The organism is Rhodococcus sp. P4_F5, from assembly GCF_056401315.1.
The window spans coordinates 1-22,146 of record NZ_JBFUJP010000012.1 but is presented as its reverse complement, the minus strand read 5'-3'; the positions used below and the strand labels follow the sequence as shown (position 1 = coordinate 22,146).

23 protein-coding genes are annotated in these 22,146 nt (G+C 69.2%); 7 read left to right on the top strand and 16 right to left on the bottom strand.

Annotated features, from left to right (window positions below):
- Positions 1 to 58: 58 nt before the first annotated feature.
- Complete coding sequence (locus tag AC1DU4_RS07880; RefSeq protein WP_477838654.1) at positions 59 to 568, bottom strand: twin-arginine translocation pathway signal; 510 nt, start codon at positions 566 to 568, stop codon at positions 59 to 61.
- A complete protein-coding gene (locus AC1DU4_RS07875; protein WP_477838652.1) occupies positions 565 to 1,107 on the bottom strand; it encodes a hypothetical protein in 543 nt (180 codons plus the stop codon). The genes AC1DU4_RS07880 and AC1DU4_RS07875 overlap by 4 nt, the downstream gene beginning before the upstream one ends.
- Positions 1,108 to 1,202: 95 nt before the next feature.
- Between AC1DU4_RS07875 and AC1DU4_RS07870 the strand changes: the two genes are divergently transcribed.
- From AC1DU4_RS07870 to AC1DU4_RS07850, 5 genes are read left to right on the top strand one after another with little or no spacing between them, the layout of a single operon-like run.
- Positions 1,203 to 1,691 (top strand): Asp23/Gls24 family envelope stress response protein, encoded by a 489-nt coding sequence (locus AC1DU4_RS07870; RefSeq protein WP_477838650.1) that lies wholly within the window; start codon positions 1,203 to 1,205, stop codon positions 1,689 to 1,691.
- Complete coding sequence (locus AC1DU4_RS07865) at positions 1,688 to 1,984, top strand: hypothetical protein (protein WP_477838648.1); 297 nt, start codon at positions 1,688 to 1,690, stop codon at positions 1,982 to 1,984. Before AC1DU4_RS07870 ends, AC1DU4_RS07865 begins: the two co-directional genes overlap by 4 nt.
- The gene (locus tag AC1DU4_RS07860; RefSeq protein WP_072842739.1) at positions 1,981 to 2,160 is read left to right on the top strand and encodes a DUF2273 domain-containing protein; all 180 of its coding nucleotides are present in this window, start codon (positions 1,981 to 1,983) and stop codon (positions 2,158 to 2,160) included. The genes AC1DU4_RS07865 and AC1DU4_RS07860 overlap by 4 nt, the downstream gene beginning before the upstream one ends.
- A complete protein-coding gene (locus AC1DU4_RS07855; protein WP_477838646.1) occupies positions 2,153 to 3,160 on the top strand; it encodes a DUF6286 domain-containing Asp23/Gls24 family envelope stress response protein in 1,008 nt (335 codons plus the stop codon). The genes AC1DU4_RS07860 and AC1DU4_RS07855 overlap by 8 nt, the downstream gene beginning before the upstream one ends.
- Positions 3,157 to 3,735, top strand: coding sequence for a hypothetical protein (locus AC1DU4_RS07850; RefSeq protein ID WP_477838644.1), 579 nt, complete (start codon positions 3,157 to 3,159; stop codon positions 3,733 to 3,735). The genes AC1DU4_RS07855 and AC1DU4_RS07850 overlap by 4 nt, the downstream gene beginning before the upstream one ends.
- Positions 3,736 to 3,890: 155 nt before the next feature.
- Here AC1DU4_RS07850 and tuf read toward each other — a convergent pair whose 3' ends face one another.
- From tuf to AC1DU4_RS07825, 5 genes are all read right to left on the bottom strand, one after another.
- A complete protein-coding gene (tuf, locus tag AC1DU4_RS07845; RefSeq protein WP_477838642.1) occupies positions 3,891 to 5,081 on the bottom strand; it encodes an elongation factor Tu in 1,191 nt (396 codons plus the stop codon).
- Between the two features lie 111 nt (positions 5,082 to 5,192).
- Complete coding sequence (fusA, locus tag AC1DU4_RS07840; RefSeq protein ID WP_477838640.1) at positions 5,193 to 7,295, bottom strand: elongation factor G; 2,103 nt, start codon at positions 7,293 to 7,295, stop codon at positions 5,193 to 5,195.
- Between the two features lie 133 nt (positions 7,296 to 7,428).
- Positions 7,429 to 7,899, bottom strand: coding sequence for a 30S ribosomal protein S7 (rpsG, locus tag AC1DU4_RS07835; protein WP_003941856.1), 471 nt, complete (start codon positions 7,897 to 7,899; stop codon positions 7,429 to 7,431).
- Entirely contained in the window at positions 7,899 to 8,273 is a 375-nt protein-coding gene (rpsL, locus tag AC1DU4_RS07830) for a 30S ribosomal protein S12 (protein WP_072842735.1), read from the bottom strand. The genes rpsG and rpsL overlap by 1 nt, the downstream gene beginning before the upstream one ends.
- 335 nt (positions 8,274 to 8,608) lie before the next feature.
- Entirely contained in the window at positions 8,609 to 10,321 is a 1,713-nt protein-coding gene (locus AC1DU4_RS07825) for a sulfatase family protein (RefSeq protein ID WP_477838634.1), read from the bottom strand.
- 439 nt (positions 10,322 to 10,760) lie between these two features.
- Between AC1DU4_RS07825 and AC1DU4_RS07820 the strand changes: the two genes are divergently transcribed.
- Entirely contained in the window at positions 10,761 to 10,889 is a 129-nt protein-coding gene (locus tag AC1DU4_RS07820) for a hypothetical protein (RefSeq protein WP_255312488.1), read from the top strand.
- A gap of 125 nt (positions 10,890 to 11,014) precedes the next feature.
- On the opposite strand, the gene AC1DU4_RS07815 is transcribed toward AC1DU4_RS07820, so the two are convergent.
- The 8 genes from AC1DU4_RS07815 to AC1DU4_RS07780 form a co-directional block, all read right to left on the bottom strand.
- Positions 11,015 to 11,632, bottom strand: coding sequence for a TetR/AcrR family transcriptional regulator (locus AC1DU4_RS07815; RefSeq protein WP_477838632.1), 618 nt, complete (start codon positions 11,630 to 11,632; stop codon positions 11,015 to 11,017).
- 374 nt (positions 11,633 to 12,006) lie between these two features.
- A complete protein-coding gene (locus AC1DU4_RS07810; protein ID WP_477838630.1) occupies positions 12,007 to 12,804 on the bottom strand; it encodes an enoyl-CoA hydratase family protein in 798 nt (265 codons plus the stop codon).
- Positions 12,805 to 12,806: 2 nt separating this feature from the next.
- Entirely contained in the window at positions 12,807 to 13,982 is a 1,176-nt protein-coding gene (locus tag AC1DU4_RS07805; RefSeq protein ID WP_072842732.1) for an acyl-CoA dehydrogenase family protein, read from the bottom strand.
- Positions 13,983 to 15,974 carry an ATP-binding protein gene (locus tag AC1DU4_RS07800; protein ID WP_477838627.1) on the bottom strand — a complete coding sequence of 664 codons (1,992 nt, stop codon included), beginning with the start codon at positions 15,972 to 15,974 and terminating at the stop codon, positions 13,983 to 13,985.
- Between the two features lie 7 nt (positions 15,975 to 15,981).
- Positions 15,982 to 17,580, bottom strand: a complete 1,599-nt coding sequence (locus AC1DU4_RS07795) for an acyl-CoA carboxylase subunit beta (protein WP_072842731.1) — start codon at positions 17,578 to 17,580, stop codon at positions 15,982 to 15,984.
- Positions 17,577 to 18,725 (bottom strand): acyl-CoA dehydrogenase family protein, encoded by a 1,149-nt coding sequence (locus AC1DU4_RS07790; protein WP_477838625.1) that lies wholly within the window; start codon positions 18,723 to 18,725, stop codon positions 17,577 to 17,579. Before AC1DU4_RS07790 ends, AC1DU4_RS07795 begins: the two co-directional genes overlap by 4 nt.
- Positions 18,722 to 20,440, bottom strand: a complete 1,719-nt coding sequence (locus AC1DU4_RS07785; RefSeq protein ID WP_477838623.1) for an acyclic terpene utilization AtuA family protein — start codon at positions 20,438 to 20,440, stop codon at positions 18,722 to 18,724. The genes AC1DU4_RS07790 and AC1DU4_RS07785 overlap by 4 nt, the downstream gene beginning before the upstream one ends.
- On the bottom strand, positions 20,437 to 21,231 hold the full coding sequence (locus tag AC1DU4_RS07780) for a TIGR03084 family metal-binding protein (protein WP_477838621.1): 795 nt from the start codon (positions 21,229 to 21,231) through the stop codon (positions 20,437 to 20,439). The genes AC1DU4_RS07785 and AC1DU4_RS07780 overlap by 4 nt, the downstream gene beginning before the upstream one ends.
- Before the next feature lie 411 nt (positions 21,232 to 21,642).
- Between AC1DU4_RS07780 and AC1DU4_RS07775 the strand changes: the two genes are divergently transcribed.
- Positions 21,643 to 21,786 (top strand): hypothetical protein, encoded by a 144-nt coding sequence (locus AC1DU4_RS07775; RefSeq protein ID WP_477838619.1) that lies wholly within the window; start codon positions 21,643 to 21,645, stop codon positions 21,784 to 21,786.
- 142 nt (positions 21,787 to 21,928) lie between these two features.
- Here the strand turns inward: AC1DU4_RS07775 and AC1DU4_RS07770 are convergent.
- On the bottom strand, positions 21,929 to 22,146 hold a 218-nt coding region (locus AC1DU4_RS07770; RefSeq protein ID WP_477838617.1), incomplete at its 5' end, for a hypothetical protein.

Here is a 22,146-nt window from a genome sequence, read left to right as displayed (position 1 = left end):
AGTGCGCGCGCCGGGAGACCGCCTCCGGTCGCCTCCACAGACGGCGGGCCGGAGACCGTCAGCCGACGTCGAAACGGGAGATCAGCCAGTCGCCGTCGACCCGGCTGAGCTCGACCACCGCCCCGGCGGTGTTCGCGACCGGCTGCGGCCGGTCCGCCGAGGTGGACGTCTGGGACAGGAACACCAGCACCTGCGCCGAATCCGCGTCGAACGAACTGACCCCGGTACCGGTGACGGTGGCGTGGGAGCTGATCTTCTGGTCCCGGGCCGTCGGCACGATCACCGAGTCCACGATCCGGCCGTAGTAGTCCTTGTACTCACCCGTGAGCCGCTCCGTGGCGGCCGACAGGTCCGCCGCCACGCTGTCCGGGGTGTAGGTCAGCAGGGCCGCGGCGCCGTCGGCGGCGGCCTGCGCGGCCTCTGCCCTGGCCCGGTCGTCGACCCGCTGACCGGGCAGGTACCAGCCCAGGTACAGCGCGCCGGCGAGGATCGCGAGAACGGCGGCGACGGCCGTCAGGATCCGCGTCCACGGCCGGCGACGGACCGGGTGGGTCGAGGCGCCCCTCATGCCACGAACTCCAGGTCCGACATCTTGAACCGTCCGTCGGTCTTGTCCACCGTGATCCGCAGTCGCACCGGGCGGGTCTGGTCCTGCACCCCGGCGGTGTTGCTGACCGTGGAGGTGAGCTGCACGAGGACCGTCGCGCGGTCGGCATCCTGCGACTCGATGCCCGCCAACGCCTCCGCGCCCGTGGTGCTCACCTCGGCGCGCTGCACCACCGAGACGTAGGCCTCGGAGCGCTCCTGGAAGTCGTCCCGGAACTGACCGGTGGACAGGTCCAGGACGCGTTGCACGTCCGCCTCCGCATGGTCGTGGTCGATCGTTGAGACCGCGATCGCGCCGTCGCGGGCGGCCCGCAGGAACGCCTCTCGGTCCGCCTCCCGGTCGGTGGCCGTGCGGTGCTGCCACAACATCGCCCCGCTGAGCCCGGCCAGCACCAGGCACGCCAACACGAGCAGCGCCGTCACCACTTTGCCCCGTCCGTGACCGCTCGCCGATGCCTCCGGCGCGGCCGGTGTCGCGGCCTGCGACTGGGTCTGACCCATCTTCGAACTTCCTTACCTCTCGCCGGTCGGCTCCACGGTAGGTGATTCCGCCTCAGGGGCGTCGTGGCGCTCCCGCACTCACTACAGTTGACACTGTGACCACCGATCCGAGCAGAGCCGAATCACCATCCCAGCCAACGCAGTACAGCCCGGTACAGTTCGGTACCGCCGGCTCCACCGAGTTGGTGAGTTCGCAGGGCCGCACGATCATCGCGGACGCGGTGGTCGCGAAGATCGCCGGCATCGCAACCCGTGAGATCAGCGGGGTGTTCGACGTCGGCGGCGGCACGGCCCGCGCGGTGGGCGCCCTGCGGGACCGGATCCCCGGGGCCCGCGTCAACCACGGCCAGGGCGTGGCCGTGGAGGTCGGCGCCAAGCAGGCCGCCATCGACATCGGCATCGTCGCCGAGTACGGCGTGGCGCTGCACGAACTGGCGGCCGGGATCCGCCGCAACGTGATCGCGGCGGTGGAACGGATGACCGGCCTCGAGGTCACCGAGGTCAACATCACCGTCTACGACGTGGTGCTCTTCGACGAGAACGCGCCCGCCTCGGAAGCCGAAAGCCGGCCGAGGGTTCAGTGACCTCCGCGCCGGAACCCGATCGCGCCGAGCGGCTGGCCGCACTGGTGTTGGCCGTTCCCGACGTCGCCGACCTGCACGGCGGCCAGTTCGGCGAGGTGGCCACCTACCTGCCCGGCCGACGCGTCACGGGCATCTCGTTGACCGAGGACGCCTGCGCGGTACACATCAGCGTCCGCTACCCCGCGAACGTCGTCGAGGTCGCGGCCCGGGTGCGGGCCGCGCTCGCCGCCGAGCTGGCCGTACCGGTGCACGTCACGGTCGAGGACGTACGAAGCGAAGGACACCCGCGATGAACAACACTGTCATCGGCCTGGTCACGGGCCTACTGCTGGCGCTGGCCGGCATCATCGGCGGCTTCGGCGGCTTCGTCTTCGCGGTGCTGCTCGGCGGGCTCGGCCTGGCGATCGGCGCCCACCGGGACGGCCACGTGGACCTCGGCGCCCTGCTGCGGGGCCGGGGCCGTGGCTGACGCCCCGAGCGCCGGCGACGCCGCACTCGACGCCGCCACCGGGCACCAGCCGGACGAACCCAGCGCACTCGACCGGGAGCGTGGCGCCCGCGGCCGGCTCATCGTCAAGGACAAGGCGATCGCGAAGATCGCCGTGGCCGCCGCGCTGCAGGTGCCCGGCGTGGTCCGGCACAGCGGCGGACTCTTCCTGCTCGGCGGCCGGGACCTGCCGCGCGCCGAGATCGCCATGGGCGCCGACTCGGTGGCCGTCGCCCTGTACGTCGCGGTGACCTGGCCCTGCCCCGTCGCGGTGCTCTCGCGTGAGGTCCACCGGCAGGTGGGCGAGCAGATCCGGACGCTCGGCGGCATTCCGATGGAATCCCTGCACATCGTGGTCGCGGCGGCGGTGCCCGGCGGCCCGCAGTCGCCCGCCGAGGTCGACGCCCGCCAACTGGTCGCGGACGGCCACGTCGACGCGCTCCCGCCCGCCGCACGTCCTCCCGTCAGCCGGCCCGCCGCGGCATTCGTCACGCTGCTGGTGGCGGCCCTGCTGCTGGCGCTCGCGGGCCTGACTGGCCGCGAGTTCCTGATCGCGCAGGAGGTCATCGCGCCCGCCGCCTGGCTGCGGAACTCGGCGACCTGGCTGGCCGGGCTGCACTGGCAGGGTTGGATGCTGCCGGCCGGTGTGGCCGCGGCGATCTGTGGGCTGGTGCTGGTCTACCTCGCGCTCGCCCCCACGGCCCGCACCCACCTGGCGCTGGGCCGCCCCGACCTCCCGGTGGTGTGGCTGCGGCCGACCGACGTGGCCCGGATGTGCAGTGCGCACGCGGGCACGGTCGCCGGTGTGCACTCGGTTCACACCACCGTCGACCGGCGCCGCGCCACCGTGCACGTCGTCCCGAACGGCGACGTCGACGATGCCTCGCTGCAGGCCGACGTACGGGACGCGGTCGCGCCGCGCCTGGCGACGCTGACCGCGACGCCCGAGCTACGCGTCCGGATCGGCCGGGTGCGCCCGTGAAGCGGCGGACCGTCCTCGTGGACCGGCTCGTGGTGCTGACCACGGGGTGCCTGCTGCTCGCCGGCGGCGTACTGGCGGTGACCTGGAGGGCCGGGCTCGACGCGTCCGTCGAACTGGTGCGCCGGTTCGACCGGGCTCGCGTCGCCGCCGCGCCCGACGCCGACTGGTGGCCGACGGCTCTGGCCGTCACCTGCGTCGTGTGCGTGCTGGTCGGGGTGAGCCTGCTGACGATCAACCTTCGCCGCGGACGCACCTCGACCGTGCAGGTCCGCACCGCTGCGCTCGGTGTCGACAACGCGGGCTCGGAGCTGTCGGTGGACCTGAGCCCGATGTCCGTCGGGCTCGCCGCCGAGCTCTCCGCGCTGCCCGGGGTGCGCTCGGTACGCTCCGCGGCCGTCGACGACCGCGGCCGCCCGACCCTGCGCGTCACGGTGACCGCGGACCCCACCGTCGACCTGGTGGAGTTCAACAGGGACGCCGAGGCCATGGCGCTGTCCATGGCCGCCGCCCTGCCCGGTGCGCCGGTCGCGACCCAGGTGCTGCTGCACCTCGACCCGGCCGACTCACCCGCCTGAGTCGGCCGGGCCGGGCCGGGCCGAACCGGCCGCCCGGCCGGCCGGCAACCGTGCCTGACACACCTGCGCTCACCCACCTGCGCTGGCAAACACTGAAACGCCGAACGGCGCCCACCCCTTGCGGAGTGAGCGCCGTTCGGCGTTGTGGAGCTAGATCACTTGATGATCTTGGTGACGCGACCGGCGCCAACGGTGCGGCCACCCTCACGGATGGCGTAGCGCAGGCCCTCGTCCATCGCGATCGGCTGGATCAGCACGACGGACATCTCGGTGTTGTCACCGGGCATGACCATCTCGGTGCCCTCGGGCAGGGTCACGACGCCCGTAACGTCCGTGGTACGGAAGTAGAACTGCGGGCGGTAGTTGTTGAAGAACGGCGTGTGGCGGCCGCCCTCGTCCTTGGACAGGATGTAGGCSTKGCCCTCGAACTCGGTGTGCGGGGTGGTGGTGCCGGGCTTGACSACAACCTGGCCACGCTCGACGTCCTCGCGCTTGATGCCACGGACCAGCAGACCGACGTTGTCTCCGGCCTGACCCTGGTCGAGCAGCTTGCGGAACATCTCGATGCCGGTGACCGTGGTCTTGGTGGAGGTCTCCTTGATGCCGACGATCTCCACCTCCTCGTTCACGTTCACGACGCCGCGCTCGATACGACCGGTGACGACGGTGCCACGACCGGTGATGGTGAAGACGTCCTCGACGGGCATGAGGAACGGCTTGTCGGTCTCACGGACCGGGTCCGGGATGGACTCGTCGACGGCCTTCATGAGGTCGACGATGCTCTGGACCCACTTCGGGTCGCCCTCGAGCGCCTTCAGTGCCGAGATCGGGATGACCGGCGCTTCCTCGTCGAACTCCTGGGCGGCCAGCAGTTCGCGGACCTCCATCTCGACGAGCTCGAGGATTTCCTCGTCGTCGACCATGTCGGCCTTGTTCAGCGCAACGAGGATGTACGGCACGCCGACCTGGCGGGCGAGCAGCACGTGCTCACGCGTCTGGGGCATCGGGCCGTCGGTGGCCGCCACGACCAGGATCGCGCCGTCCATCTGCGCAGCACCGGTGATCATGTTCTTGATGTAGTCGGCGTGGCCCGGGGCATCGACGTGCGCGTAGTGGCGCTTCTCCGTCTGGTACTCAACATGCGAGATGTTGATCGTGATGCCGCGAGCCTTCTCCTCGGGCGCCTTGTCGATCTGATCGAAGGCCGAGGCCTCGTTCAGGTCGGGGTAGGCATCGGCAAGCACCTTGGTGATAGCTGCGGTGGTGGTGGTCTTGCCGTGGTCAACGTGACCGATGGTCCCGATGTTGACGTGCGGCTTCGTCCGCTCGAACTTCGCCTTCGCCACTTGATGGCCTCCTGTTGTGTTGCTTGCGATATGCAGCAGTGGTGGGTTGGTTGGTACTTCTGTCGTGCTCAGCTGGTGAAAACTCTCCAGCGGTCTTGCTCCCAGCTGGTGTTACTCGCCGGTTGCCTTGGCGATGATTTCCTTCGAGACGTTCGCGGGAACCTCTGCGTAGGAATCAAACACCATGGAGAAGTTCGCTCGACCCTGGGTCCTGGACCGCAGGTCACCGATGTAGCCGAACATCTCCGAGAGCGGAACCAGCGCCTTCACGACACGGGCACCACTGCGTTCCTCCATGGCCTGGATCTGGCCACGGCGGGAGTTGAGGTCGCCGATCACGTCGCCCATGTACTCCTCGGGCGTGGTCACCTCGACAGCCATGAGCGGCTCGAGGATGACCGGACCGGCCTTGCGGGCGGCTTCCTTCAGTGCCTGCGAACCGGCAACCTTGAAGGCCATTTCGGACGAGTCGACGTCGTGGTACGCACCGTCGAGCAGCGTCAGCTTGAGGTTCACGAGCGGGTAGCCGGCGAGGACGCCGTACTGCATCGCGTCGCGCGCACCGTGGTCGACGGAGGGGATGTACTCGCGAGGAACGCGGCCACCGGAGACCTTGTTCTCGAACGTGTACGACTCGCCCTCTTCGCCGATGAAGGGCTCGAGCGCGATGATCACCTTTGCGAACTGACCCGAACCACCGGTCTGCTTCTTGTGGGTGAACTCGTGCTTCTCGACCTTCTTGGTGATGGTCTCGCGGTACGCCACCTGCGGCTTGCCGACGTTGGCCTCGACCTTGAACTCGCGACGCATGCGGTCGACGAGGATGTCGAGGTGGAGCTCGCCCATGCCGCCGATGACGGTCTGGCCGGTCTCCTCGTCGAGCTCGACCGAGAAGGTCGGGTCCTCTTCGGCCAGCTTCTGGATCGCGGTGCCCAGCTTCTCCTGGTCGGACTTGGTCTTGGGCTCGATCGAGACCTGGATGACCGGGTCCGGGAAGCTCATCGACTCGAGCACGATCGGGTTCGCCTGGTCGCACAGGGTGTCACCGGTGGTGGTGTCCTTCAGGCCGATCATCGCGTAGATGTGGCCCGCGACGGCCTCGTCGACCGGGTTCTCCTTGTTGGCGTGCATCTGGAAGAGCTTTCCGATGCGCTCCTTCTTGCCCTTGGTGGCGTTGAGCACCTGCTGGCCCGGATCGAGACGACCCGAGTAGACGCGCACGAAGGTCAGCTTGCCGAAGAACGGGTGCGCAGCGATCTTGAAGGCCAGCGCCGAGAACGGCTCGTCCTTGCTCGGCTTGCGCGTGAGGATCTCGTCCTCGTTGTTGAGGGCGTGTCCCTCGACCTCGCCGATGTCCAGCGGCGTCGGCAGGTAGTCGATGACCGCGTCGAGCATGGGCTGCACGCCCTTGTTCTTGAACGCGGAGCCACAGAGGACCGGGTACAGCTCGGAGTTGACCGTCATCTTGCGGATGGCGCCCTTGATCTCCTCGACCGTGAGCTCCTCACCGCCGAAGTACTTCTCCATGAGAGCGTCGTCGGACTCGGCGACCGTCTCGAGCAGCATGGTGCGGTACTCCGCGGCCTTCTCGACCAGATCCGCGGGGATCTCCTCGACGGTCACGGGGGCACCGGTGGGCACCACGCCGCGCCAGGTCAGGGCGCGCATCTCGACCAGGTCGACGACGCCGTCGAAGGCATCCTCGGCGCCGATCGGCAGCTGCAGGACCAACGGCTTCGCACCGAGACGGTCGATGATCGTCTGCACGGTGAAGTAGAAGTCCGCGCCCATCTTGTCCATCTTGTTGACGAAACAGATGCGCGGAACGTCGTACTTGGCGGCCTGACGCCAGACCTGCTCGGACTGGGGCTCGACGCCCTCCTTGCCGTCGAACACTGCGACGGCGCCGTCGAGGACGCGCAGCGAGCGCTCGACCTCGACGGTGAAGTCGACGTGGCCCGGGGTGTCGATGATGTTGATCTGGTTGTCGTTCCAGAAGCAGGTCACGGCGGCAGACGTGATCGTGATGCCGCGCTCCTTCTCCTGCTCCATCCAGTCAGTCGTCGAGGCGCCGTCGTGCGTCTCACCGATCTTGTAGTTCACACCGGTGTAGAAGAGGATGCGCTCGGTGGTGGTGGTCTTGCCGGCATCGATGTGCGCCATGATGCCGATGTTGCGGACCTTGTTCAGGTCGGTCAGCACTTCCTGTGCCACAGGACTCTTCCCCGCTCGTTGCTCGTGTCGGCCCCTTCGGGACCAATGCTATTTGTGTTGTCAGCCGGCCCTGGAGGAACCGACACATAGTGGCAACGCCGGAGCGGCACATTACGTGCCGCCCGGCGTCGATTCACCAGCGGTAGTGCGCGAACGCCTTGTTGGCTTCGGCCATCTTGTGAGTGTCCTCGCGACGCTTCACAGCCGCACCCAGACCATTGCTGGCATCCAGGAGCTCGTTGGCCAGGCGCTCGACCATCGTCTTCTCACGACGTGCGCGAGAGAACGTCACCAGCCAACGCAGCGCGAGGGTCGTGGAGCGGCCGGGGCGAACCTCGACCGGGACCTGGTAGGTCGCGCCACCGACACGGCGGCTGCGAACCTCGAGGGCGGGCTTGACGTTGTCGAGCGCACGCTTGAGGGTGACGACCGGATCGGTGCCGGTCTTCTCGCGCGCCTGCTCGAGCGCCTGGTACACGATCCGCTCAGCGGTCGACTTCTTGCCGTCGAGCAGGATCTTGTTGACCAGCTGCGTGACCAGAGGCGACCCGTAGACCGGGTCGTTGATCAACGGACGCTTGGGTGCGGGGCCCTTGCGTGGCATTAGCTCTTCTCCTTCTTGGCGCCGTAGCGGCTACGAGCCTGCTTGCGGTTCTTGACACCCTGGGTGTCGAGCGAGCCGCGGATGATCTTGTAGCGCACACCCGGGAGGTCCTTCACTCGACCACCGCGGACGAGCACCATCGAGTGCTCCTGCAGGTTGTGACCCTCGCCGGGGATGTAGGCCGTGACCTCGACCGAGCTGGTCAGGCGAACACGCGCGACCTTACGCAGCGCGGAGTTCGGCTTCTTGGGCGTGGTGGTGTACACGCGGGTGCACACACCGCGACGCTGGGGGCTGCCCTTCAGGGCCGCGGTCTTCTGCTTCGCGGGCTTGTCGCGGCGACCCTTGCGGACCAGCTGGTTGATGGTTGGCATAGACCGGCTTTCCTCGTGTTGTTACTAAAAACGTCTTGTAGTCGAGCTCTGCGTCCCGCCTCTATGACCCGAGGAGGGGCTGTCGCATGCCGGTGAGCGGCCATTTTCAGGGCACGCCGACTCGCATCGGCCGCTTTCGCTGGCCTTCACCTTGCACACAATCTGCCCGCATGCTCCGGGCACAGCGTTCCACGGTACCCGCCAGCGGGGTTCGCGGTCAAAGCGGACCGCCCTTCGCCGCCGCCAGGACGGACCCCCCGTCAGACAATTCACGCAGGTCGGAAGCCAGTTGTCCACCCTCGCAGCCGATCCCGTCGCCCGCGACGCCGTCGCCATCAGACCAGTCCCCGCGCCGGGGCGGTCCCCTTCTCCGCCATCACCCGCAGCAACGTCGCGTGCATCGTCGCCGTCTGCAACGGCGCGAAGTAGCCGAGATTGCGCGGATCCGCCAGGTTGTGCAGCTCCAGCGGGTCGCCGCGCAGGTCGTAGAGCTCGGCCTGCTGCGGCGCCACGCCGGCCGGGTCGAAGTAGACGGTGTACTTCCACCGGGCATCGCGGACCGTCCGCAGGTGGTTCGGCTGGGTGACGATGCCCTGCCCGTCGGGAGTGGCGCAGTTCTGGTCGTCGTAGGTGAAGTGGACGACGTCCTGCACCTGCGCGCCCGGGTCGGTGAGGACCGGGGTCAGGTCGGTGCCGAGGAACCGCCACGCCGCGCGGTCGGGTACCCGCGCGAGAGTCGCCAGGGTGGGCATCACGTCGATGAGCGTCGCCAGCGAGTTGGTCTCGACCGGAGCCGGGAACAACACCGGGTTGCTGATCACCAGCGGCACCCGCAGGGTCTCCTCGTACGCGTTGAACACCTTCTGGCGCAGTCCCCCGTGCGAGAGTCCCATCTCGCCGTGGTCCGACATCCGGATCACGACGGTCTCGTCGCGCCGCCCGGGCCGGGCCTCCAACGCATCGAGCACCGCTCCGACGTGTTCGTCGACCACCTTGTGCATGTAGGCGTAGAAGTTCACGTAGTTCTTCGCCGCCTGCGGTCCCACCAGCGGCCCCAGGCCCGCCGCCAGCAGCAGCTCGGACTGGACCTGCGCGGTCGGCTTGAAGTTGAGCGCCAGGTCCTCGTCGACGGTCGGCGGCAGCTCGATGCCCTGTCGGAACGAGCCGGGGGCCGCGRACCCGTAGTTGTCGCACGCGCCGTCCTGCTCGTCCCAGGTCTGCGGGTAGGCGAGCACGTCGTGCGGGTTGACGAACGAGACGATCAGCGCGAAGGGGGTGTCGTCGTTCGGGTCCAGTCCGTCGAGGAACTCCACCGCTTCGGCCGCGACGCGCCGGTCGTGGTCCGCGCAGCCGCCGCCGAAGTGGTCCGGATTGGTGTCCTGCCCCGCTTCCGGCGGTATCCATCCCCGGAAACCGAAGGCCGCGATGTCCGCGCTGGACGGGTCGCCGCCGTCGGCACCCTTGCTCATGTGCCACTTGCCGCGGTAGTGGACGTTGTACCCCGCCGACGCCAGCAGCTTCGCCATGCTCTGCTCCCCGGCCTGCAGCTGCGGTTCCGTGGGCGAGACGGTGCCGCCCTCGGTCAGGGTGGCCGTCACGCCGTGCTGAGCGGGATACAGACCGGTGAAGAAGGTGCTGCGGCTGGGCGAACACATCGCGCTGTTGCAGAACGCCTGCGTGAAGCTCAGCCCCTGATTCACCAGCCGCTGCCGGTTGGGAAGGTTCTGCTCCGCCCAGCCCGGCGGCCAGTGCATCGACGGCCGCTCCTGGTCGGTGACGACGAGCACGATGTTCGGGCGGTCCGGGAGGACCGGGGAGGCCCCCGCGGGAGCCGCACGCGAGGTCGTCGCCGCCGAGGCTGCCAGGCCGGCCACCACCAGCGCTCCCGCGCCGCCGAGGAAGGTCCGTCGTGGGAACGGATGTCCGGGACCGTGCACATGGGCTGGGCCCCGTACGCCGGCGAGGCCGCTCGTCTGGTGGGGGCCGCACGTGCACACCACCGAGGGCGTGGTCACGATCTCCGATGTCACCAGTTCTTCAGGGGCCATGCCTGGCCACCCCCCGCGGATGGGTTCGAGCGAGGGAGCGAGCTGACCTCGCTCATTCTGGCCCCCTGCGACCGCCCACATCCCGATTCGGCGCAAGTCGGTCGAACCGCCGGCTCAGCGCTGAGGCACCTGGATTGCCGGCGGTCGCCGGACCGGATCCGCGACATCCGTGTGCAGATCCACCGGCAACACCGAGGCCTGGTTTCCGGACCGACTCTCCCGAAGGTCGCGCTCATCCGTTCGGCACGCCGCCGACCGTCAAGTTAACTGGCGCTAATTCCACGTAAATTCCGTGTACTTCCTCGTAAATTCCAGCGACATTCGCGTTGCCTGCGCCACAATTCCATTGCGGTGGAGGCGGATTCGCCGGTACGAAAGGACCGCGGCGCACCCCGGTGCGCCCTTACCGGAATCACCGATCACCACAAAGGAGCACATCATGGGTTCTGCTGAGTTCGCTTCCGCCTTCGACGCCATCAGCACCTTCGCCGGCGCCATTGGCGACCTCACCGGCGGGCTGGGAACCCTCGTTGGTTCCGTCGACGGGCTCGTCAACCCCGAGGCCTGATCACCTCTCCACCGAAACGCGACAGGGCCCGCACCTACTTCAGGTGCGGGCCCTGTCGCAATTCGGTCGGGCGAAGTGTCACCAACCAGCACACATCGCCTGTCTGCCACAGCCATTCGCGAATGTCATGACCGTTGCGTCGCCCCCAGGGCAGGTTGCTCGAGCACCATCTCGAGCGTTGCCGCCCACTGCCGCACGATCTCGGCCCGCCGGACCGAGTCGTCGGTGAGCACGTCGGCCAGGCCCAGGCCGCGAGCCAGGTCGAGGGTCAACTGGACCCAGCGGTGCGCAACCGGGTCACCCTCGTCGACTCCGAGCAGCGCCACCGTGGTGCGGTGGGCGACCCGCCCGAACTTGTCCTCGAGCGGCAGCACCCGAGCCCGCAGGACGGGGTCCGCGGCGGCCGCCGTCCACACCTGCAGGGCCGCCTTGAACAGCGTTCCGGTGTAGTGGTCGACGAGCCGGCTCACCACCGCCTCGGTTCGGCCCGGACCCGGCGGCAGCCCGGTCGCCTCGAGTCGCACGCTCTCCATCCGGCTGTCGAACATGTAGTCCAACGACGCGGTGATCAGGTCTTCGCGGGTCGGGAAATGGTGCTGAGTGGCGCCGCGAGAGACCCCGGCGCGCTTGGCGACCACGGCCACCGTCGTGGCCGACCAGCCGAGTTCGGCGAGGCAGTCGACGGCGGCTTCCAGCAGTCGCCGGCGCGTCAGACGACTTCGGTCCTGCTGCGGCTCGCGCACTCGCCTCACCGGTCCCCTCTTGTCAGCGTCACGAAAGAGCGACGTTGTTAGCTCACTCACCTTGGTTTGTCACGGCCTCTGCCCGCCGGTAGGAAGGTTAGCGGCGGTAAGGGAATTCCCTTCCGTCGATCCGCCAGAGATCACTGCCGCAAGACACAACAGGAGTATTCACATGGGTTCCTCGGACATCTTCGACTTCGCCAGCGACTTCACCGGCGCATTCTCCGACCTGTTCAGCGCGCTGAGCTTCTTCTCCGGCTCGGCCGACGCCCTCCCCACCCCGAAGGCCTGATCGACAGTCGATCTCGTTGAGCGGGGCCCCTTCCACACGGAGCGGGCCCCGTTCGCCGCATCTCGGCCCGAGACAGCCGCGATCAGCCCGTCACCGCCCAGTTCGCCGGCCGTTTCTGCAGAAACGCCATCATGCCCTCCATCGCCTCGGGGGTGCCGAAGAGCCGGGCGGACTGTGCGGCCATCCGGTCTGCCGACTCGTCGAAGTCGGCCAGCACCGCGGCGTTGACCATCGCCTTCGACTCCGCCAGGCCCTGCGGCGACCCCTTCCGGAGTTCGGCCAGCAGTTCCGCGGTCGAGGCGGCGGCGTCCTGCGCGGCCACCGTGATCAGCCCGACCCGCGCGGCTTCCTCCGTACCGAACTTCTCGCCGGTCAGGAAGTACCGGCTGACCGACCGCGGGTCCATCCGCGGCAGCAACGTCAACGAGATGATCGACGCGGCCAGGCCGAGACGGACCTCGGTCAACGCGAACGTCGACCGGGGCCCCGCGACCACCAGGTCGCAGGCGCCGACGATGCCCATGCCCCCCGCCCGCACGTGCCCGTCGATGCGCGCGACGATCGGCTTGGGCAGTTCCAGGAAGGCCCGCAGCAGGTCGACCATGCCCTGGGTCCGCTGGGACGCCGCCACCGCCGGGTCGGTCGCGCTTGCCGATGCCTCGGAAAGGTCCGCGCCGGCGCAGAACGTGTTGCCGGTGTGGGTGAGCACCACCGCCCGGACGCCGTCGTCGGCCGCCGCGTCGGCCAGCGCCTGCCGGAGTTCTCCGACCAACCGCAACGAGATCGCGTTGCGGTTGTGCGGCGAGTCGAGGGTCACGGTGGCGAATCCGCCCGCGACCTCGTAGCGGACGTACGGCGCGCTCGTCTCCGGAATCGTCATGGTCAGTACGACCTCGGCAGACCGAGCGAGTGCTGGGAGACGAAGTTGAGGATCATCTCCCGGCTGACCGGCGCCACCCGGGCGATCCGCGCCGCGCCGAGCATCGCGGCGAGGCCGTACTCCTTGGTCAGTCCGGCGCCGCCGTGCGTCTGGATCGCCTGGTCGAGCGCCTTGATGCTGGCCTCCGCTGCCGCGTACTTGGCCATGTTGGCCGCCTCGGCGGCGCCGAAGTCGTCGCCGCTGTCGTAGAGGGCCGCGGCCTTCTGCATCATCAACTTGGCCAGCTCGAGCTCGATCTTCACCTGCGCGAGCGGGTGCGCGATGCCCTGGTGGGCGCCGATCGGCGTCTTCCACACCGTGCGTTCCTTCGCATAGGCGACGGCGGCGTTCACCGCGTACCGGCCCATGCCGATCGCCATCGCCGCGCCGAGAATCCGTTCCGGGTTGAGACCCGAGAACAGCTGCATCAGCGCCGCGTCCTCCGAGCCGACCAGGGCCTCGGCGGGAAGCCGCACGTCGTCGAGGAACAGCGTGAACTGGTGGTCGGGCTCGACGATGTCCATCTCCATCGGCTGCTTGACGAAGCCCTCCGCATCGGCGGGGACGATGAACAACGCCGGCTTGAGCCGGCCGGTCTTGTGGTCCTCGGTGCGCGCGACGATGAGCACCGCGTCCGCCTGGTCCACACCGGAGATGAAGATCTTGTTGCCACGCAGGATCCAGTCCGCACCGTCGCGACGCGCGGTGGTGCCGATCTGATGCGAGTTCGAGCCGGCGTCCGCCTCGGTGATCCCGAAGGCCATGATCTTGGAGCCGTCGGCCAGGCCGGGGATCCACTCGGCCTTCTGCTCCTCGGTGCCGTACTTGCCGATGATGGTGCCGCAGATGGCCGGGGAGACCACCACCAGCAGCAGACCGGCGCCCTGGGCCGCCAGCTCCTCCTGGACCAGCGCCAGTTCGTAGATCCCTGCGCCCCCGCCGCCGTACTCCTCCGGCAGGTTGACCCCGAGGAAGCCGAGCTTGCCCGCCTCGTTCCACAGCTCGGTCAGCGGCTCGCCCCGGCGCGCCTTCGGCAGCACGTAGTCGACGTAGCTGTACCGCTCGCCGAGCTTGGACACCGCGGCGCGCAGTTCCTTCTGCTCGTCGGTCTCGATGAAGCTGCTCGCGTTCACACTCATCTACTCGTCCTCCTCTGTTGCTTCGACAACTGCCAGAACCGAACCGACCTCGACCTGTTGACCCACGACGACCGGCAGCTCGGCGAGCACACCTGCCACGGGCGCGGTGACCGTGTGTTCCATCTTCATCGCCTCGAGCCACAGGATCGGCTGACCCGCGACGACGGTGTCGCCCTGGGCCGCACCGAGCCGGATCACCGCACCGGGCATCGGGGCGAGCAACGAGCCCGCCGCCACCTCGGTCGAGGGGTCGACGAACCGCGGCGTCACCGTCAGTGCGACCGGGCCGAGGGCTGAGTCGACGAACACCTCGTCGCCGTGACGGGCGACCTCGTAGGTACGCCGCAGCCCGCCGCGCTCGAGCACGACGGTGTCCGGCGTGGCCGACACCAGGGCGACGCCGTCGAAGCCGTCGGCCCGCAGCCCGCCGCGGGTCAGCAGGTACCGGACGTCGTGCTCACCGGAGGTGCCGGTGTACTGCTTGCGGTGCGGTTGGGAGGGCAGGTTCCGCCAGCCGCTGGGCAGCCCGCCGACCACCCGTGCCGCGGCGCGGTTCGCCGCGGCGTCGGCGAGCGCGGCCGCGAGCGCGGACAGCGCCTCGGTCTCCGGATCGGCGAGCGGGCGCGCCAGGGTGTCCAGGCCGTGGGTGGCGAAGAACGCGGTGTCGGTGTCCCCGGCGAGGAACGCGGGGTGCCGCAGGATGGCGACCAGCAGGTCGCGGTTGGTCCGCAGGCCGTGAATCCTGGTGCGCGCCAAGGTCGAGGCCAGCAACTGCGCCGCCTGGCCACGGGTCGGGGCCAACGAGATGACCTTCGCCAGCATCGGGTCGTAGTGCACGCCGACCACCGAGCCGTCGACGACGCCGGAGTCCAGCCGGACCCCGACACGGTCCAGGACCGTGAACTCCTCCACCGCCCCGGGCAGCTCGAGACGGTGCACCACGCCGCTCTGCGGCTGCCAGTCCTGGGCCGGGTCCTCCGCGTAGAGCCGGACCTCGATCGAGTGTCCGCGCAGCTCGGGCGGGTCGGCCGCCAGCGCGGCCCCGTTCGCCACCTGCAGCTGCAGGTCCACCAGGTCCAGACCGGTGGTGCACTCGGTGACCGGGTGCTCCACCTGGAGCCGGGTGTTCATCTCCAGGAAGAAGAACTCGCCCTGCTCGTCGGCCAGGAACTCCACCGTGCCGGCGCCCTCGTAGCCGATGGCGTCGGCGGCCAGGCGCGCCGCCTCGAACAGCCTGGGGCGCATGGCCGGGAGCCGCTCGACGAGCGGCGACGGCGCCTCCTCCACGACCTTCTGGTGGCGACGCTGGATGGAGCACTCGCGCTCCCCCACCGCCCACACCGTGCCGTGCCGGTCGGCCATCACCTGCACCTCGATGTGGCGGCCGGTCTCGAGATAGCGCTCGCAGAACACCGTCGGGTCGCCGAAGGCGGACTGCGCCTCGCGCCTGGCCGCCTCCAGCTCACCGGGCAGTGCGGACAGTTCGCGCACCACACGCATGCCACGTCCGCCGCCACCCGCGGACGCCTTGATCAGCACCGGGAGCTGCGCCTGCGTGACCGAGTCGGGATCGAGTTCGGTCAGCACCGGCACTCCGGCCGCGTCCATGATCTTCTTGGACTCGACCTTCGAGCCCATCAGCTCGATCGACTTGGCGGGCGGGCCGATCCAGGTCAGGCCCGCGTCCACCACGGCCCGCGCGAAGTCCGCGTTCTCCGAGAGGAAACCGTAGCCGGGGTGGATGGCGTCGGCGCCGGCCGCCTTGGCAGCGGCGATGATCGCCTCGCCCCGCAGGTAGGTCTCCGCCGGGGTGTTGCCGGGCAACCGGATCGCGGCGTCCGCCTCCGCCACGTGTGGGCTGGCGGCGTCGGCGTCGGAGAACACGGCGACGGTGCCGACCCCGGCGCGACGGCAGGTGGCGAACACCCGGCGGGCGATCTCGCCCCGGTTGGCCACCAGGACGCTGGTGATGGTCCCGCTGTCGATGGTCACTGCTGCCTCACATCCGGAAGACACCGAAGTTCTCGGTGCCTTCGATCGGGGCGGTGGCGATGGCCGACAGGCACATTCCCACCACGGTTCGGGTGTCTCGCGGGTCGATGACGCCGTCGTCGTACAGCCGGCCGGAGAGGAACATCGGCAACGACTCGGCCTCGATCTGGTTCTCGATCATGGCGCGCATCCCGGCGTCGGCGGCCTCGTCGAAGGCCTGCCCCCGGGCCTGCGCGGAGGCGCGGCCGACGATGGAGATGACGCCCGCCAGCTGGGCGCCGCCCATCACGGCGGACTTCGAACTCGGCCAGGCGAACAGGAAACGCGGGTCGAAGGCGCGGCCGCACATGCCGTAGTGGCCGGCCCCGTAGGACGCACCGAGCAGGATCGAGATGTGCGGAACCTTGGAGTTGGCAACGGCATTGATCATCATCGAGCCGTGCTTGATCATGCCTCCCTCCTCGTACTCCTTGCCCACCATGTACCCGGTGGTGTTGTGCAGGAACAGCAACGGGGTGTTGGAACGATTGGCCAGCTGGATGAACTGGGTGGCCTTCTGCGACTCCTCGCTGAAGAGCACACCGCGGGCGTTGGCGAGGATGCCGATCGGGTAGCCGTGCAGCTCGGCCCAGCCGGTCACCAGCGACGAGCCGTAGAGCGGCTTGAACTCGTCGAAGTCGGAGCCGTCGACGATCCGGGCGATGACCTCGCGGGGGTCGAACGGGATCTTCAGGTCGGCCGGCACGATGCCGAGCAGTTCCTCGGGATCCTCCAGCGGCTCGATCACCTCGGCCCGCGGCGCGGGCCCCTTCTTCGTCCAGTTGAGCCGCTTGACGATGCTGCGGCCGATGCGGATGGCGTCCTGCTCGTCGGCGGCGAAGTAGTCCGCCAGACCCGATGTGCGGGCATGCATCTCGGCACCGCCGAGCGCCTCGTCGTCGGACTCCTCACCGGTGGCCATCTTGACCAGGGGCGGCCCCGCGAGGAACACCTTGGAGCGTTCCTTGATCATCACCACGTGGTCGGACATGCCGGGGATGTACGCGCCGCCCGCGGTCGAGTTGCCGAAGACCAGTGCGATGGTGGGGATCCCTGCTGCCGAGAGCTGAGTGAGGTCGCGGAACATCCGCCCACCGGGGATGAAGACCTCCTTCTGGGTGGGCAGGTCCGCGCCGCCCGACTCCACCAGCGAGATCACCGGAAGCCGGTTCTGCATTGCGATGTCGTTGGCGCGGAACCCCTTCCGCAAGGTCCAGGGGTTGCTGGTGCCGCCGCGGACGGTCGGGTCGTTGGCGACGATGAGGCACTCGACCCCCTCGACCACGCCGATGCCCACCACGGTGCTGGCACCGACCGGGAAGTCGCTGCCCCAGGCCGCCAGCGGGCACAGCTCGAGGAAGGGCGAGTCCGGGTCGACCAGCAGCTCGATGCGCTCACGGGCGAGCAGCTTGCCCCGCTCGTGGTGCCGCGCCACGTACTTCTCGCCGCCACCGCCGAGCGCCTTCGCATGCTCGACGTCGAGCTCGGCGAGCTTGGTGTTCATCGTCTCGACCGCGGTCGCGTACACCTCCGACCGGGTGTCGAGCGTGGACCTGATGACCGTCATGACTGATACCCCAATCGCTTTGCCGCCAACCCGGTCAGGATCTCGGTGGTCCCGCCGCCGATGCCCAGGATCCGCATGTCGCGGTACTGTCGTTCCACTTCGCTTTCCTGCATGTAGCCGAGGCCGCCGAAGAGTTGCACCGCCTGGTTCGCCACCCACTCGCCCGCCTCGACGGCCGTGTTCTTGGCGAAGCAGACCTCGGCGATCAGGTCGCCGTCGCCGGCCTGGTGCCGTTCGACCACCGAGCGGGTGTAGACGCGCGCGACGTCGATCTTGCGTGCCATCTCGGTCACCGTGTTCTGCACGGCCTGACGGGTGATCAGCGGGCGTCCGAAGGTCTCGCGGTCGCGGCACCACTGCAGCGTCAGGTCGAGACACCGCTGGGCGCTCGAGTACGCCTGCGCCGCAAGGGCGACCCGCTCGCTGACGAAGGCCTGCGCGATCTGCTGGAAGCCCGTGTTCTCGGCGCCGACCAGGTTCGCCGCCGGCACCCGGGCGTCGACGAACGACAACTCCGCGGTGTCCGAGGCCCGCCAGCCCATCTTCTCCAGTCGGCGCGAGACCTCGAAGCCCGGCGTGTCCCTCTCGACGACGAGCAACGAGACGCCGCCGGCCCCCGGACCACCGGTGCGCACCGCGGTGACCACGAAGTCGGCCCGGACGCCGGAGGTGATGAACGTCTTGGACCCGTTGACGATGTAGTGGTCGCCGTCCCGCACGGCGGTGGTCCGCAGGTGGCCGACGTCCGACCCGCCGCCGGGTTCCGTGATGGCGAGCGAACCGATCATCTCGCCGCGCAGTGTCGGCCGCACCCACTTGTCGATCTGTTCGCGGTCGCCCGCGGCGATCAGGTGCGGCACGGAGATTCCACAGGTGAACAGCGAAGCGAACAACCCGCCGGAGGCACCCGCCTGGTGCATCTCCTCGCAGATGACGATGGCGTCGACCGCGTCCCCACCCTCGCCGCCGGCACTCTCCGGCGCACCGGCGCCGAGCAGGCCCAGCGCGCCCGCCTTGCGGTGCAACTCCCGAGGGATCTGTCCCTCCCGCTCCCAGTCGCCGAGGTAGGGCAGCACCTCCTGGTCGACGAATCCGCGGACCGTCTCGCGCAGGGCGAGCCGTTCCGGTGTGGTCCACACGCTCACAGTCGGGAACCTTCCTGTTCTGCTTCGGGGAGAAGGGAGTTCGGGATCTCGATGTACCGGGCCCGCAACCACTCACCGATCCCCTTGGCCTGCGGGTCGAACCGCGCCTGCGAGGCCACCCCCTGGCCGAGGATGCCCTCGATCACGAAGTTCACGGCGCGCAGGTGCGGGAACAGGTGCCGGGTGACGGTCAGGGGTGCCGCCTCGGGCAGCAACCGCTTGAGCTCGTCGACGGTGAGCGCGTGCGCCAGCCAACGCCACTGGTCGTCGGTGCGCACCCAGACCCCGACGTTGGCGTTGCCCCCCTTGTCGCCGCTGCGGGCGCCCGCGATGCGGCCGAGCGGCACCCGGCTGCCCGGCTGCGACGGCAGTGGCTTCGGCAGTTCCGGGTCGGCGGCCGGGGCCAGGTCCAGGGTGAGCTCGGACGGCGCCACGTCCACCCGGGTCCCGTCGGGCAGCACCGCGACATGCGGCACCGCGGCGGCGTCTACGTAGCCAGGGGTGAAGACGCCGTACGGCTGGCCGTTGCTCGGCGGCGCCGTGAGCGCGAACCCGGGGTAGCTGGCCAGCGCCATCTCGACGGCGACCGAGGAGAACGGCCGGCCGATCACCGCGGCATCCGGATCGCGAACCACGCAGCGCAGCAACGCCGTTGCCGCCTCCTCGGTGTCGGCGTCGGGATGGTCGGTGCGCGCGAGGGTCCACTCGAGCTCGGCGGGCCGGGTCGGCAGCCAGGCCTCGAGCTGCCGCTTGGCCAGATCGGCCTTCGCCTCCACGTCCAGGCCGGTCAGCAGGAACGTCGCCTCGTTGCGGAAGCCGGTGAGCGTGTTGAGCGAGACCTTGAGCTGCGGCGGCGGCGCTTCGCCGGTCACTCCGCTGATGAGGACGCGGTCGGGGCCGAGCTGGGTGAGCGTCGCGGTGTCGATGCGCGTCGTCACGTCCGGGCCGGCATACCGGGCGCCCGTGATCTCGTAGAGCAGTTGCGCGGTGACGGTGCCGACGCTGACCTCGCCGCCCGTGCCATCGTGCTTGGTGATCACCGACGAGCCGTCCTCGCGGATCTCCGCGATCGGGAATCCGGGGCGGTCCAGGTTCGCCACCTCGGTGAAGAACGCGTAGTTGCCACCGGTCGCCTGGGTACCGCACTCGATGACGTGCCCGGCGGCCACCGCACCGGCGAGCTGGTCGAAATCGTCGGGGCGCCAGCCGAAGTGGTACGCGGCCGGGGCCACGATCACGGAGGCGTCGGTGACCCGGCCGGTGACGACGACGTCCGCACCGGAGGCCAGGCACTCGACTATCCCCCACCCGCCGAGGTAGGCGTTCGCGGTCAGCGGGCTGCCGAGCCCGAGTTCCGCGGCCCGGGCGACCAGGTCGTCACCCTCGACGTGCGCGACGGTGGCGCCGAGCCCGAGTTTGTCGTTGACCCGGCGCAGCGCGGCGGCCAGGCCGGCCGGGTTGAGCCCGCCGGCGTTCGCGACGATCTTGACGCCCTTGTCCATCGCGAGGCCGAGGGTGTCCTCGACCTGCCGCAGGAAGGTCTTGGCGTACCCGAGCGACGGGTCCTTCATCCGGTCCCGGCCGAGGATCAGCATCGTCAGTTCGGCCAGGTAGTCGCCGGTGAGGTAGTCGAGCTCGCCGCCCTCGAGCATCTCGCGCATCGCGGAGATGCGGTCGCCGTAGAAGCCGGAGCAGTTGCCGATCCGGACGCTCATGCGTCGGCCTTTCGTTCACGGCCGCCGCCGGACGGACCGGCGAAGACCTGCGCGATGCCGAGCCAGGTGGCGGCGTCCGGGCCGACCGCCACCAGGGCGAGGTCGTCGGGGTGCGCGCGCTGGGTCACCAGCAGGCAGAAGTCGTGGGCAGGTCCGGTCACCCGCTGGGCCGCGTCCTCGGGCCCCCAGGTCCAGAGCTCGTCGCCCTCGGGTGCGGTCAACTCGAACCGGAACTCCTCCGCGGGCGGGGCGAGAGAGTTGACGGCATAGGCGAAGTCGCGGGTCCGGACGCCGAGGTGCGCGATCGCCCGGAGCCGGTTGGTGGGCGCGGACGCGGCGCCGAGCGCCTGCGCGACGTCCTGCCCGTGCGCCCAGGTCTCCATCAGCCTGGCCGTGGCCATCGACATCGCGCTCATCGGCGGCCCGTACCACGGGATCTTCGTGCCGGCGGGCACCGCGGCGAGCACCTCGGCCAGCCGGTCCCGGCCGTCGCGCCAGTCCGCGAGCAGTTCGGCGGGCGGCCGGCCAGCCTCCACCTCGGCGGCCGCGTCGACAAATCCGGCCGGGTTCTGCCAGGCCTCGACCAGGCCCTCCGCGAAGGCGTCGGGGTCGGTGACCGCCGTCAGGGCGGCGCGGTCGGTCCACGCCAGGTGTCCCACCTGGTGCGCGACGGTCCACCGGTCGGCAGGGGTGGGCAACGACCACTGTTCGGGCGGCAGGGCCGCAACCAGCGCGTCCAGCGCGTCACCCTCGGCGCGCAGGTCATCGATGACGGTGCTCAGATCGGCCATGCATACTCCCTCGACTGGACTGAGAGCAGCATCACACCGTCGGACAAAAAAAGCAAGCACGAATGCTTGTTATTTGGCGGGCCCAGCCGCCGGCAGTCGAGACGGCGTACCCACGAACAGGGAAATCCTCCGTCCGAACGAAGAGCCCCGACCCACCCACCGAGGCCCCGCATGACAGACCCCTGCACCACCGAGCCTCCGACCCGGTCGCCGCACGGACCTGCCCACCATCACTACCAAGCACCGCAAATCACCCATTGGCGTTAATCACTACGGGCACAAATTATGCTGCGCTACAACATTTTCAGAGGTTTGCCCGAGATCGGAGATTCGACCCCGCGGTGCGGTAGAACTGGTCCGGCGTCCAGCCCGGGCGCCACAGCCCGAGCTCACGACAACACAGGAGTGCGCATGCCCCCGTTCGACGCACTGTTCGCCGCATGGACCAACCTCATCAACACCTTTGGCACCTTCAATTTCGGCGCAAGCCCCGACGCCAACGTCGGCAGCAGTCTCGGCATCCCCTTCTTCCCCACCATCACCATCGGCAGCTGACCCGCGGAGCCCGATCGCGCCCACGCAGCGCCGGTTGCGTTCCAGCCGCTCGCGATGTGACATATGTCACAGATTGCAAGCCCCCGCGAACTGTCGGCAAATCAGGTACAAATAACGAACGCATGTCCAGGCGTATCACGAATCAGTAAAGAATCCGCAGCAGTAAAGTAACCACAGGAGCGCACATGTCGTCTGATTTCTCTGACCTGTTCGGCGGACTGAGCACGGTCTTCGCAGCTCTCGACAACCTCTCGTCGGGYAGYAGCGACGGCGGCAGCAGCAGCACCGGTTCGCTGTCCTCGATGTCGGCTTCGGGCCAGTAGCAGCCGAAGACCCATCGCACTGTGGGGGTCACCGACA